We start from the raw sequence: 13376 nt of genomic DNA, 5'->3' as shown, positions 1-13376 counted from the left end.
TCCTGGCCGCAGGTGCGACCGGAAAGTTCGGAATGGCGCCATTATCAGGCATTCGCGCGCAGATCCCTTTCCTGCGGAGAGGGATCTGCCCCCTGCCAAACTACTTCGGCAAGGGGGCGCCCTTCGGCCACAGCATCCAGATGTTGCCCTTCTGCTTCATGTCACCGGCCAGCTTGCCGGCGGCATCGCCGCTGCCCCAGTACAGGTCCGCGCGCACTTCGCCGGCAATCGCGCCGCCGGTATCCTGCGCGGCCACCGGGCGCACCACCGGGCTGCCGTCCGGGCGCGTGGTGGACAGCCACAGCAGGCTGCCCAGCGGCACCACGGTGCGGTCCACCGCCACGCTGTAACCCGCCGTCAGCGGCACGTTCAGCGAACCGCGCGGGCCTTCCGGGCTGTCCGCGCTGCGCACGAAGAACACGTAGCTGGGGTTGCTGCGCAGCAGTTCCGGCACACGGGAAGGGTTGGCCCTGGCCCAGGCGCGGATCGCGTCCATGGTCACGTCCTCCTTCTTCAGCTGGCCCTGGTCCACCAGCCAACGGCCGATCGCGCGATAGGGATGGCCGTTCTGTTCGGCATAGGCCAGGCGCACCTGCGTGCCATCGGCCAGGCGAACCCGGCCCGAGCCCTGGATCTGCAGCAGCTGCAGGTCCATCGGATCGGTCAGCCAGGCCAGCACCGGGGCCTTGGCGCCCTTGGCCGCGATGGTGCCTGCATCGTCATAGGGCTTGAGCACCTTGCCATCGACGCGGCCGCGCAGGCGCTTGCCCTTCAGTTCCGGGTAGACGCTGTCCAGCTGCACCACGATCAGGTCATCCGGCGTGCCGTACACCGGCACGGTGGCCTTGTCGGTGCGGGTCAGGCTGCCGGGGTAGATCGGCTCGTAGTAGCCGGTGATCAGCCCATCAGCCTGGTGCCCCCCGGCACGCAGCGCGTAGGCATCGAGGTCGCGCTGCAGGAACTGGCGGATCGCGGCAGGGTCCTTGTCGTTCACTGCTGCAGCCGTGGTGCAGGGCTTGGCCCAGACAGCGTCGTTCTTCAGGCGGGTGCAGCTGCTGCGCCAGGCAACGAAGCCGGCCTGCAGATCGGTATCGGAAACCGGCGGCAATGCGCCCCATTCGGCCTTGACGTACGTGGCGGGCGATGGGGCAGGCGGTGTCTCTGGCGGCGTTCCCAATGTGGAACACCCCGCCAGCAGCACGAGGGTACCCAGGCTCCAGTACCTGCGGTTCGATTGGGCGTTGAATGCGGTCATGGGTCAAATGTAGTGCAAATGACCCTCTGCGTAGCAGCTTTTCCACGGCGTTTACCAACTCATCCGCTTCAGGATCGCATTGCCCGACAGATGATGCTTGACCACGGCGGCGACGTGCAGGAACAGGAGCCCGCCCAGAACGACGCATGCATAGCGGTGTGCAGTATTGAACGCCATGGTCAGCTGCGGGTCGCTGATGGGCTGTGGAAAGCTCACCAGGTTGAACACATTGATCTCCCGCTCCATCATCAGCACGCCCGTCAGCAGCACGACGGTCGTGACAAGATACAGAGCGGCGTGAGCAATCAAGGCCGCCCATTCCGCTCCGCTGGCGGGTGCGTCCCGGTGATTTGAGATGGCAATCACCACGCGTACGGCGAACAACGGAATCAACACCGAGGTGATGGACACGTTGAAGAAACCAATGGTTTCAGCGACGGTATGCGGCACGTCAAGAAGCGCCACGTAGAAACCACTGACAGTGGCCCAGAGGATGATGACCGCAGAGATCCAGTGCAGCAGCACCTGGGCTTTTGAGTAGCGCATGGGACACGATTCGCTCGATGAGGTCGAGCGATGCTAGGCATTCGCATGCTTGTACGACATCGAATGAATTGCAAAAAATTCTCGCAGCCGTCCATTCGGTGATCTGGATCAGATTCCCTAGGAATCCCTCCATTGCCGGGCGCAGCCCGGCAGCACCATTCAGGGAATCGGCTGCAGCAGCGACGTGGCTGACCGTGCAGATCGGATCATCGTGTCCAGTGACCTGCCCGTCGACCTCGCCGTCACCTGCACGCGGTACGTAGACATCGAGGCCGCGCTGCAGGAACCCGCAGATCGTGGCCGACGCCACGATCACCTTTCAGCATCAGCCACTGCCCAGCAACCCGCTGTTGCTGGTGGCGAACACCGGCGGCGGCACGTCCAGCACGACATCGTCCACCGCACGGCCGGCGAGGAAATCGACAATGCTGCGCGCAATGGCGGGGTTGCCCGTCCACAACTCGTTGTGATGGCTGGCGTTGCGTACCAGCAGCGAGCGGCCGTTGCGGAAGCCTGGACGCAGTGCATCGGCGTTGGCTGGTGGCGTGCGTCCATCCAGCGTGCCGCTGATGAACAGCACCGGCACCTCGCTGCGCAGTGGGCCACGGAAGGATTCGCCCAGATCGGCCAGGCCCAGGCCGTTGCCGATGGCGGGGAACGGGAAGTTCAAGGCGTCGCCGAACAGGCTTTCGCGCGCCTGCGCCTCCACCCGGGCCAAGCGCTGCGGGCTCTGCCCGGACGCCACATCCATCGCCAGCCCCATTGCCGGGTACTCGGCGAACTGCGCACGCACGATCAGCACCAGGTCTGCCAGCGGATCGTAGTTGCCGCGCTCGGCCTCGCGCAGCACCAGCGGCAGCCACTGCTGGGTGTGCCGCTGGCCGAGCGCATTGGCGATCAGGATCTGCGCATCGAATTCACCGATGGTCACCTGGCGACCCTCGTGCATGCGGCTGCGGCCCTGCCGTGGCTGCTCACGCAGCGCCTGCAGCACGCGTGAGGCCGATCCAGCCAGATCGTCGAAGCCATCCTTGCGCGCCAACTGCGCAAGCTCCTGCAGCAGCGCGTCGCTGCTCAGCGGCAGCTTCAGTGTGTCATCAGGACCTTCGGTGCCCATCAACACCACGCGCTCGAGGCCTTCACCGTGCAGTCGCACGGCAGCCAGGGCCAGATGCGTGCCGTAGCTCATGCCCCACAGGCTGATCTTCGGCACACCCAGCGCGCGGCGCAGGTCGTCAAGGTCGGCGGCGCTCTCGGCCGTGGTGTAGGCACCCAGATCAACGCCAGCCTGCCGCCAGAACGCCACGCACTTCGCTGCCGTTGCCTGCAGCGCGACCAGCGCCGTATCGCGCTGCAATGGCTGCGCATCATCGAATCGGGTCTGGTGCGGGCATTCCGGCGGCGGTTCGGACAGGCCGGCGCCGCGCTGGTCGAGCAGCAGCACATCGGTCTTGCGGCGGACCAGGTCGAACACCGGCCAGCGTGGGCCGCGCGCAGTGTCGATGCCGGAGCCGCCCGGGCCACCGGCCAGGTAGACCACGGGAGCGCTGCGACCATTGCCGCCGGTTGCACGCAGGCGTACCACTTTCAGCTGCATGCGTGGTCCATCCGGCTCGCTGTGCCGGCGTGGCACTGCAAGCACGGCGATCTCCGCAGGGATGCTGCCATGTGCTTTGGTCTGCAGCGTGTAGGGCTGGAACGCCAGCGCAGCCGGGCTGGCCTGTGCGGCTGTGGCCACGGCCAGCGCCAGGCCGATTGCAGCCAGCGTGGCGGCGACGGCAGTGCGGCAACGATGGGAACTGCGGGGAAGCGTGCGGGCGCTGCGGGTCATGTCGGGCTCCGATGGAAGGACGTGCGCCACCAGCGTCTGCCCTTCCGCAGCACACGGGGCGTGCGCACCTGCCGAACGTCTCCAGGCGGCCGTCCACTGTCTCCACGCAACCGATAGGATGGCCTCCATGCAGATCCCACGAACCCTGGCTGTCCTTGCTGTGCTGCTTGCGGCCGTGGCCGTCTGGCTGCTCGTGTCGACGCCGCCACCCGGTCTGGTGCAGGTGCCGGGCGCGCAGATGGCGCTTGCGAACATCGGGGCCACCGGCGCCGTGCCCGCGCGACCGCCGCAGGATCTGGACTGGCAGCCACTGGACCAGCGCGAGCTGGCAGGGTGGCGCGGCCCCTACTGGCTGCGCTGGCAGGTGCCAGCGCCGACCACCGCGGACGTGCATGGCCGCACGATGCGGCTGTCGCTGCGTGCCGCCAGCCAGCTGTACTGGAACGGCAACCCGTGGGTCGGCAATGGCGTGGTCGGCCGCAGCGCTGCGGAAGAGCACCCTGGACGCATCGACCTTGTGCGTGTGCTGCCTCCCGCTTCGGGCAACCGCAGCGACGAACTGATCGTGCTTGCGTCGAGCCAGCAGCAGCACTTCCATCTGCATGGTGCCGATGCGATGGTGCTGATCGCACCCGCGGCCGTGCTGTACGGCCAGATCATCCTGCCGTGGTTGATCGCCGCCTTCGCCACCGGTGCACTGGCGGCGGCCTGCCTGTACTTCCTCACCGTGTTGCGCGGCCAGACGCAGGCACCCGGGGCCCGTCTGCTGCTGGCACTGGGCGCAGTGGGGCTGGCACTGCCCGTGGTCGAGGCCTGGCGCTCCCTGCTTGGGTATCCCTATCCATGGCATGGCCCACGCCTGGTGGCACTGTTGTGCCTGCATGTGGCGGCAGCGGCGTTGCTGCCGGCCTATCTTGCACGCCGCTTCGCGATGGCCATGCCGCGGGCCGCCTACCTTGGCTATCTGGCCGTGATCATTGCCGCCGCTGTCGCGCTGCCCGGCTTCGATACGCGCTCAGCGGCGGTACTGCTGTCGAGCCTGATTGCATCGGCAGGCGTGCTGTTGCGCGCGCATGGCGAGTCCGAGGACCGCTGGCCGATCCTGGCCTTGCTGCTGGCCGGACTGCTGGCGCTGCTGGTCGCAGGCGGCGCCTTCCTCGATGGGCCCTATTTCCTGCTGCTGGCGGTGCTGATGGTGTTCCTGCTGCTGCGCCACGCTGCCCAGTTGCAGGCACTGGACCGGCACAACGCCTGGCTGAGCGAAGAACGCGCGCGGCTTTCGCTGCAGCTGCTGCAACGGGGCATCCAGCCGCATTGGCTGATGAACACCCTGACTTGCCTGCAGGAATTGATCGAACAGGCACCAGCGCGTGCCAGCCGCCTGGTGGAATCACTGGCCGACCAGTTCGATCGCCTGCGCGACAGCAGCAGCCGGCGCAGCGTTCCCCTGCAGGACGAACTGGCGCTCTGTCGCAGCCATCTGGATATCGTTGGCATGGCATTGGACCAGCGCATGCGGCTGGAGGTCGATGGCGAAGACGCGATGCTGTCGTTGCCGCCCGGCATCCTGCATGCCCAGGTGGAGAATGCATTGACCCACGCAGGTGCGCTGGCCTGCGCAAAGCATCCGTTCCACCTGCACGTGCAACGCACCAACGCGCGCTGGATACTGGAGCTGCGCAGTGCGCGGGGTTCCGCCCCACACCGTGGCCGCGGCACCGGCACGCGCTATATCGAGGCCAGCCTGGCCGCCGCCTGTCCTGACGGATGGGCCTTCGTGCAGGGCGCCGAAGGCGACCACTGGTGCAGCCGGATCGAACTGACATGCGCATCCTGATCGTCGAGGATGAGCCGCTGGTACGCCAGCGCCTGCTGCGCCTGTGCAGTGAACTGGCAGGCGCGCGCGCGCGCTTCGACGCCGTTGCTGATCTGGAGTCGGCCGGAGATCGACTGCAACGCAGCGTCTACGATGGCCTGCTGCTGGACCTCAACCTGGGCGGCGACGATGGTTTCGAGCTGCTTCGGCGCGCGGTGGCCGGACGCTATCAGTGCGTGGTGGTGTCGGCCCATCGCGATCGCGCGCTGCAGGCATTCGAGCATGGTGTGCTCGACTTCGTACCCAAGCCGTTCTCGCGTGAGCGCCTTGGCCAGGCACTGGAACGCCTGCTCGACACCGGCGGCTCCCGCCCTGGCCGCGCGCGCTATCTGGGTGTCTGGCGGGCGCAGGGCACGGCGACCGTAGAACTTGCTGACGTGCTCTGGATCCGCGCCGACGGCGACTACAGCCAGGTGCGCATGCGCGATGGCCGCAGCGAGCTGCACGACAAGTCCCTGGCCGGACTGGGCAGCGTGCTGCCTGGCGACTTCGTGCGTTGCCATCGTTCCTATCTGGTCAATCTGCAGCATGTGCGCATGCTGCATGCAGGATCGGGCAGCCGTTACTGGCTGGTGTTGAGCGATGGCAGCGAGCTGGCCGTGGGCCGCGCGCATGTGGCGGCAATACGCGGAGAGCTGGGGATGGAGTGAGGTGTGGAAGCTGCCAGCCATGGGCTGGCACTACTGCACTTCGTGGTGGTGGCCGCGCTGCGCGCTCGCCGGGCATGGCCCGGCGCTACCCACTTCCGGGTGTTCGGCGCCGCGCGAGCATCTACGGGGTCTGCAGCAGCAAGGAATGCAGGATGCGGGCATCTTCGGCATCCAGCGTCTTCGGCAGGTCGTCGCGGCCACGGAAGCGACGGTGGAAGGCGGCGACGGTGGCCTCGCGGTTGTCCAGCGGGTAGCCAAAGCGGGCCAGCGCATTCCATGCATCGAAGCCTTCCGGTGCCGCACCATCGGCGGCGCGAGGCCACACGCCGAACCCGGCGTCGGCCAGCTGCTGCCAGGGGAAGAAGCGGCTTGGGTCCTGCTTGCGGGTCGGCGCCAGGTCGGCATGGCCGATGACCTGCCGCGGCGGGATGTTCATCCGTTCAGTGAGATCGCGCAGCAGCACGATCAATGACTCGATCTGCGCCGGGCTGAAGGGACTGCGACCGTCGTTGTCGAGTTCGATGCCGATCGAGGCTGAATTGAGATCGGTGATGGTGCCCCAGCGCCCGGCACCGGCATGCCAGGCGCGGCGTTCATCGGCCACCAGCTGGTAGCGATGGCCATCGGCGCCGATCAGGTAGTGCGCGCTGACCCGTCCGCCGCTGTTGGCGGTACGCAGCGTGTGCAGGCTCTGCTGCACCGACTTCTGCTCGGTGTGATGGATGACGATGATGACCGGCGTGCGCGCGTTCTGGTTCGGCGACGGCACCCAGGTGGCGAGCGGATTGCGGGCTTCCTGTGGCGCGGAAGCGCAGGCGGCCAGCAACAGACAGGCCGAGAGCATCAGAGCGGTGCGGATCGGGTGCATGGCCCGATTGTGCGCGATCAGGCCGGATGATGCATGCCACGGTGCCGACCAACGGTCGGCACCCACCAGAGCAGGAGCAGTGCCAAGCAAGCTTGGCACCCACCAAACGCAAAGGCGGCCCCGCAGGGCCGCCCGCCACGCATCAGGCCTCGTAGGCGGATTCGCCGTGCGAGGTCACATCCAGGCCAGTACGCTCTGCTTCCTCGGTCACGCGCAGGCCGACCACGCTGCGCACCACCAGCAGGATCAGCGTGGTCACCACCGCCGACCAGACCACCGTCAGGCCAACACTGACCACCTGCACCCACACTTGGTGCGCGATATCCAGATCGGCCTTGGTGCCGCCCAGCGACTGCGCACTGAACACGCCGGTGAGGATCGCGCCGACGATACCGCCGACACCGTGTACGCCGAACACGTCGGCGGTGTCGTCCACCTTCAGCAGGCGCTTGAGACCGGTCACACCCCACACGCAGACCACACCGGCGACGAAGCCGATGACGATCGCGCCGAGCGGGCCGACTGTGCCGCAGGCCGGGGTGATGCCGACCAGACCGGCCACCGCACCCGAGGCGGCGCCCAGTGCCGACGGCTTGCCCTTGCTGATCGCTTCGACCAGCGTCCAGCCCAGCACGGCAGCAGCGGTGGCCAGCACCGTGTTGAGGAAGGCCAGCGAGGCGACGGTATCGGCGGCGGCGGCGGACCCGGCATTGAAGCCGAACCAGCCGACCCACAGCAGCATCGCGCCGATGTAGGTGAACGGGACGTTGTGCGGCTTCAGCGCGGTCTGTCCGTAGCCCAGGCGCTTGCCGACAAACCACGCGGCGACCAGGCCGGCAACACCGGCATTGATGTGGACCACGGTGCCGCCGGCGAAATCGATCGCACCCATTTCACCGAGGTAACCGCCACCCCACACGATGTGCGCCATCGGGATGTAGCTGAGGGTGAACCACAGCGCCGAGAACAGCAGCACCGCGCGGAACTTGATGCGCTCGGCGAAGGCACCGACGATCAGCGCGGTGGTGATGCCGGCGAAGGTCGACTGGAAGGCGACGAACAGGTAGTCCGGCAGTCCCTTGATCGGCGTGTTGCCCACCGACTCCGGGGTGAAGCCCTTGAGGAAGGCGAATTCGGTGAACGAGCCGAAGAACGGATTGCCGGCGCTGAACACTGCGCTGTAGCCATAGGCCACCCACAACAGCAGCACCAGCGAGAACACCACCAGGATCTGGCTGAGCACCGACAGCACGTTCTTCGAACGCACCAGGCCGCCGTAGAACAGGGCCAGGCCCGGTACCACCATCAACAGCACCAGCAGGGTGGAGGTGAGCATCCAGGCGACGTCGCCGTGGTCATAGGCGGGCGCGGCCACTGCTTCGGCAGCCGCAGGCGCAGCGGCCGTCGGGTCCTGCAAGGGCTCGACGGCCACGGCTTCGCTCTGCAGCGGCGTGACCTGGGCCTGGGCATGTGCACTGCCTGGCCAGACACCGGCGGCCAGCGCACTGAACAGCATCAGCAGGCACACCAGATGGAACCGGGCTTGCCACCCGGTGAAAAGGCGCATCTTCATGGGGGAGTCTCCGGAAGGGGGCTTACAGCGCGTCGGCGCCGATTTCGCCGGTGCGGATGCGGATGACCTGCTCGACAGCGGTCACGAAGATCTTGCCGTCGCCGATCTTGCCGGTGCCTGCAGACGACTGGATCGCTTCGATCACTGCGTCGGCACGTTCGTCGGTGACCACGGTTTCGATCTTGATCTTGGGCAGGAAGTCGACAACGTACTCGGCACCGCGATACAGCTCGGTGTGGCCCTTCTGGCGGCCGAAGCCTTTCACTTCGGTCACGGTGATGCCCGACACGCCGGCATCGGACAGGGCCTCTCGGACCTCGTCGAGCTTGAACGGTCGGATGATGGCGGAGATCAGTTTCATGCGCATGTCCCGATGGTGGATGGGGCCAGCGCGCGAACGCGCGATGGCATCAGGCAACCACGGGCCATCGTGGTGATGGCCGTGGCTGTTGCACCGGACACGAATCGGGCCGGGACAGCCGTGCCTCTCTCCTTGCACGGCCGACGCGGGAGGGAGGGCGGCCCATGTCGCGTGTCCGGTCTCTCTCTTGCCCCTGAATCTGCGGGCCAAGGGCCCGCGTTTCCAATGCAGCGGACCAACGGTCCGCTCTACCACGGCGGGCCGGAGCCCGCCCTGCGGCTCCCCAGCCGCAAAGACGGATGCGATGGCGGCGGGTGGGAGGGGTTACCCACCGCCATCGCAGCCGGTCAGCTGGCGTAGTACAGCTGGTATTCCAGCGGGTGGGTCGCCGCGCGGAACTTGGTCACTTCCTGCATCTTCAGCGCGATGTAACCGTCGATGAAGTCATCGCTCATCACGCCACCGGCCTTGAGGAACTCGCGGTCCTTGTCCAGCGCTTCCAGCGCCTGGTCCAGCGAGGAGCAGACCTGCGGGATCAGCTTCTCTTCTTCCGGCGGCAGGTCGTACAGATCCTTGTCGCTCGGTGCGCCCGGGTCGATCTGGTTCTTGATGCCGTCCAGGCCGGCCATCATCAGCGCGGTGAAGGTCAGGTAGCCCGACTGGATCGGATCGGGGAAGCGCATTTCAATGCGGCGCGCCTTCGGGTTGGACACCCACGGAATGCGGCACGAGGCCGAACGGTTGCGCGCCGAGTAGGCCAGCATCACCGGGGCTTCGAAGCCCGGCACCAGGCGCTTGTAGCTGTTGGTGCCCGAGTTGGCGAAGGCGTTGATGGCCTTGGCGTGCTTGAAGATGCCGCCGATGTACCACAGCGCCAGCTGGCTCAGGCCGCCGTAGCCGTCACCGGAGAACAGGTTGGTGCCGCCCTTGGACAGCGACTGGTGCACGTGCATGCCGCTGCCGTTGTCGCCGACGATCGGCTTGGGCATGAAGGTGACGGTCTTGCCGTTGCGGTGGGCGACGTTCTTGATGACGTACTTCATCCGCAGCAGTTCGTCGGCCTTCTGCACCAGGGTGCTGAACTTGGTGCCGATCTCGCACTGGCCGGCGGTGGCCACTTCGTGGTGCTGCACTTCCACTTCGATGCCGACCTGTTCCAGGGTCTTGCACATCTCCGCACGCAGGTCGTGCAGGGTGTCGGTCGGCGGAACGGGGAAGTAACCGCCCTTCACGCCCGGACGGTAGCCGCTGTTGGCGCCGTCGTACTTGGCGCCGCTGTTCCAGGCCGCTTCTTCCGAATCGACCTTGAAGAAGGTGTTGCCCATTTCATTGGCGAAACGGACCGAATCGAAGATGAAGAATTCCGGCTCCGGGCCGAAGAACGCGGTTTCGGCGATGCCCGAGGACTTCAGGTAGGCCTCGGCGCGCTTGGCGATGCCGCGCGGGCAGCGGCCGTACGGCTGCATGGTGGCCGGGTCGAGGATGTCGCAGCTGATCACGATGGTCGGATCGGCATAGAACGGGTCGACGTAGGCGCTGGCGGTATCGGGCAGCAGCACCATGTCCGATTCGTTGATGCCCTTCCAGCCGGCGATCGAGCTGCCATCGAACATCTTGCCTTCTTCGAACAGCGACGGCTCGATGATGCTGACCGGGAAGGTGACGTGCTGCTCGACGCCACGCATGTCGACGAAACGCAGATCAACGAACTCGATCTGGTTGTCCTTGATCAGCTTCTCAACGTTTTCCACGGACATCGGTACGACCTCGGATGGGAATGAATGCCTGCTGAGGTACAGCAACGACCGTGCCAACTTTTCGGCCTTCACAAGTTGTTGATTTCAAAGCGCCTGCCCCAGCGCGGTGCAGACGCACTTGCACCAAACGGGTGCGCGGATTGCCGCACGCACCCGTTTGGTGCGGCATGGATCGTCTATTCTCTCGGGCTTCTTCCGCCGCCAGCGCCCGCACCGTCCATGTCCGACCTGCTCTCCGCCCTGCTGCTGGGCATCCTCGAAGGCTTGACCGAATTCCTGCCGATCTCCAGCACCGGCCACCTGCTGATCGCCCAGCACTGGCTGGGCGCGCGATCGGACTTCTTCAACATCATCATCCAGGCCGGTGCGATCCTGGCCGTGGTGCTGGTGTTCCGCCAGCGCCTGCTGCAGCTGGCCACCGGCTTCGGCCAGCGCGAGAACCGCGAGTACGTGTTCAAGCTCGGCGCGGCCTTCCTGGTAACCGCAGTAGTCGGCCTGGTGGTGCGCAAGGCCGGCTGGTCGCTGCCGGAAACCGTCAGCCCGGTGGCCTGGGCGCTGATCATCGGCGGCATCTGGATGCTGCTGGTGGAGGCCTATACCGCGCGCCTGCCCGATCGCGACCAGGTGACCTGGACGGTGGCCATCGGTGTTGGCCTGGCGCAGGTGCTGGCCGGCGTGTTCCCCGGTACCTCGCGCTCGGCCTCGGCGATCTTCCTGGCCATGCTGCTGGGCCTGAGCCGCCGCGCGGCCGCTGCCGAGTTCGTGTTCCTGGTCGGCATTCCCACCATGTTCGCCGCCAGCGCCTACACCTTCCTGGAACTGGCCAAGGAAGGGAACCTGGGCAGCGAGAACTGGACCGACGTTGGCGTGGCCTTCCTTGCCGCAGCCATCACCGGCTTCGTCGTAGTGAAGTGGCTGATGGGCTACATCAAGTCGCATCGCTTCACGGCGTTCGCGATTTACCGCATCGCCCTGGGCGCTGCATTGCTGCTGTGGTTGCCGTCCGGCAGCTGAACAGCGCCGGGGCACGGCAACCCCGTTGCCGGCCCCGGTCCGTTTCCCCCTCGGTTCCCCAAGGAGAATCACCATGAACCGCAAGCTCACCCTGCTCCTCCCGCTGGCCCTGCTGGCCGCCTGCAGCCAGACCCCTGCCCCGGCCGGTACCGGCGGTGACGATCTGGCCCCGGCCGCGGCCAAGGCCGGCGACCAGAAGGCGCTGGCACACCTGGATGCGCAGCGCCTGCAGAGCCAGCACTGGCTGCTGCAGCAGGCCACCGCGGCCGATGGCAAGCGCATCGATGCGCTGTTCGCCCGCGAAGACAAGCCGGTCACCCTGGACTTCGTTGATGGCCGCCTGTCGGTCAGCAACACCTGCAACCGCATGGGCGGCGGTTACACCCTGGCCGATGGCAAGCTGAGCGTGAGCGCGATGGCCTCGACCATGATGGCCTGCACCGACAAGGCGCTGATGGCGCTGGACGAAGCCGTCTCCAGCCGTCTGCAGGGCGAACTGAAGGCCGAACAGGATGCCGACGGCAAGCTGACCCTGACCAACGCCAAGGGCGATGTGCTGGTCTTCAACCCGGAGCCGACCGCTGAAACCCGCTACGGCGGCGCCGGCGAAACCGTGTTCCTGGAAGTGGCCGCCAAGACCCAGAAGTGCTCGCACCCGCTGATCCCGGACTACCAGTGCCTGCAGGTGCGTGAGGTCAAGTTCGACGACAAGGGCCTGAAGCAGGGCGAGCCGGGCAAGTTCGAGAACTTCTACGGCAGCATCGAGGGTTACACCCACGAAGACGGCGTGCGCAACGTTGTGCGCGTGAAGCGCTACGAAGTGAAGAACCCGCCGGCCGATGCGCCGTCGCAGGCGTACGTGCTGGACATGGTGGTCGAGTCGGCCATCGAGAAGAAGTAAAACGATGGAAGGGCGGCCGAAAGGCCGCCCTTCTTCGTTGACGGCAGAGCCGGTCGCTGGCCGGCTGCCACAGGCACCTCCGGCGGACATGGGACATGCCGGCCAGCGGCCGGCACTACCCGATATACAGCCTCAGCCCAGCGCCGGGTTCAGCGTGTAGGTGCCGTGCAGCGCCGCTTCGGCCAGTACGTGGCCGTGCATGGCGCGGTACGCATCGGCGGCGGTGAAGCGCACCGGCAGATCCAGCGAAGCCACGTCCAGCGCGAACACGCGGAAGAAGTAGCGATGCATACGCTCGTCGTTGAACGGCGGATACGGGCCGTCGTAGCCAAGGTAATCACCGGCCATGTCCGGGTTGCCGGCGAACCAGCCGGTGAAATCGTTCAGGCCCTGGCGGCTGCCGGCCGGGCCAGCCGGCGCGGTCTTGCCCTTCACCACGAACCCGTCGCTGCAGCTGCCTGCGGCGATCTCCTGCACCGAGGCCGGGATATCGGCCATCACCCAATGCACGAAATCGCAGCGCGGCTGGTCGCGTGGCACGGTCATGTCCGCGCGGCCGACCGTTTCCGGCACGGTCGGCACGTCCGGGTCCACGCATACCAGCAGGTACGAACGGGTGCCTTCCGGCACGCCGCTCCAGGCCAGGTGCGGATTGCGGTCCGGCGCGAAGCCGGCGGCATCGCCGGCGGCGAACTCGCGGCCGATCGGTGCACCGTTGGTCAGGCTGTGGCTGCTCAGTTGCAT

12 protein-coding genes are annotated in these 13376 nt (G+C 66.7%); 4 read left to right on the top strand and 8 right to left on the bottom strand.

What is annotated here, in order from left to right; all coding sequences use genetic code 11:
* Window positions 1-100: 100 nt before the first annotated feature.
* From mltA to AC13GA_RS15530, 3 genes are all read right to left on the bottom strand, one after another.
* Complete coding sequence (mltA, locus tag AC13GA_RS15540; protein WP_482998490.1) at window positions 101-1255, bottom strand: murein transglycosylase A; 1155 nt, start codon at window positions 1253-1255, stop codon at window positions 101-103.
* A gap of 51 nt (window positions 1256-1306) precedes the next feature.
* Window positions 1307-1801 (bottom strand): cytochrome b, encoded by a 495-nt coding sequence (locus AC13GA_RS15535; RefSeq protein WP_253078084.1) that lies wholly within the window; start codon window positions 1799-1801, stop codon window positions 1307-1309.
* Between the two features lie 325 nt (window positions 1802-2126).
* A complete protein-coding gene (locus AC13GA_RS15530; RefSeq protein WP_482998489.1) occupies window positions 2127-3632 on the bottom strand; it encodes an alpha/beta hydrolase in 1506 nt (501 codons plus the stop codon).
* Between the two features lie 127 nt (window positions 3633-3759).
* Here AC13GA_RS15530 and AC13GA_RS15525 point away from each other — a divergent pair, with 127 nt between their 5' ends.
* Complete coding sequence (locus AC13GA_RS15525; protein WP_482998488.1) at window positions 3760-5469, top strand: histidine kinase; 1710 nt, start codon at window positions 3760-3762, stop codon at window positions 5467-5469.
* Window positions 5457-6158 (top strand): LytR/AlgR family response regulator transcription factor, encoded by a 702-nt coding sequence (locus AC13GA_RS15520; protein WP_046985383.1) that lies wholly within the window; start codon window positions 5457-5459, stop codon window positions 6156-6158. The genes AC13GA_RS15525 and AC13GA_RS15520 overlap by 13 nt, the downstream gene beginning before the upstream one ends.
* 121 nt (window positions 6159-6279) lie before the next feature.
* Here the strand turns inward: AC13GA_RS15520 and AC13GA_RS15515 are convergent, their stop codons facing one another.
* The 4 genes from AC13GA_RS15515 to glnA all read right to left on the bottom strand — a co-directional run bounded on the left by AC13GA_RS15515 (window position 6280) and on the right by glnA (window position 10717).
* Window positions 6280-7026, bottom strand: a complete 747-nt coding sequence (locus AC13GA_RS15515) for an N-acetylmuramoyl-L-alanine amidase (protein ID WP_482998487.1) — start codon at window positions 7024-7026, stop codon at window positions 6280-6282.
* A 142-nt stretch (window positions 7027-7168) separates the two neighbouring features.
* Window positions 7169-8599, bottom strand: a complete 1431-nt coding sequence (locus tag AC13GA_RS15510; RefSeq protein ID WP_482998486.1) for an ammonium transporter — start codon at window positions 8597-8599, stop codon at window positions 7169-7171.
* A gap of 22 nt (window positions 8600-8621) precedes the next feature.
* Window positions 8622-8960, bottom strand: coding sequence for a P-II family nitrogen regulator (locus tag AC13GA_RS15505; protein ID WP_004134334.1), 339 nt, complete (start codon window positions 8958-8960; stop codon window positions 8622-8624).
* A 347-nt stretch (window positions 8961-9307) separates the two neighbouring features.
* On the bottom strand, window positions 9308-10717 hold the full coding sequence (glnA, locus tag AC13GA_RS15500; protein ID WP_010487206.1) for a type I glutamate--ammonia ligase: 1410 nt from the start codon (window positions 10715-10717) through the stop codon (window positions 9308-9310).
* A gap of 219 nt (window positions 10718-10936) precedes the next feature.
* On the opposite strand from glnA, the gene AC13GA_RS15495 reads away from it, so the two are divergent.
* Both AC13GA_RS15495 and AC13GA_RS15490 read left to right on the top strand, forming a co-directional pair.
* On the top strand, window positions 10937-11731 hold the full coding sequence (locus tag AC13GA_RS15495; protein WP_033832703.1) for an undecaprenyl-diphosphate phosphatase: 795 nt from the start codon (window positions 10937-10939) through the stop codon (window positions 11729-11731).
* A gap of 73 nt (window positions 11732-11804) precedes the next feature.
* Complete coding sequence (locus AC13GA_RS15490; protein WP_482998485.1) at window positions 11805-12632, top strand: META domain-containing protein; 828 nt, start codon at window positions 11805-11807, stop codon at window positions 12630-12632.
* A gap of 132 nt (window positions 12633-12764) precedes the next feature.
* Here AC13GA_RS15490 and AC13GA_RS15485 read toward each other — a convergent pair whose 3' ends face one another.
* Window positions 12765-13376, bottom strand: coding sequence for a YbhB/YbcL family Raf kinase inhibitor-like protein (locus AC13GA_RS15485; RefSeq protein ID WP_136638468.1), 612 nt, complete (start codon window positions 13374-13376; stop codon window positions 12765-12767).

This window comes from Stenotrophomonas sp. 22DLJC03, assembly GCF_056861405.1.
Note: the sequence above shows the minus strand (reverse complement) of the source record. Positions and strands in the feature narration are given on the sequence as shown.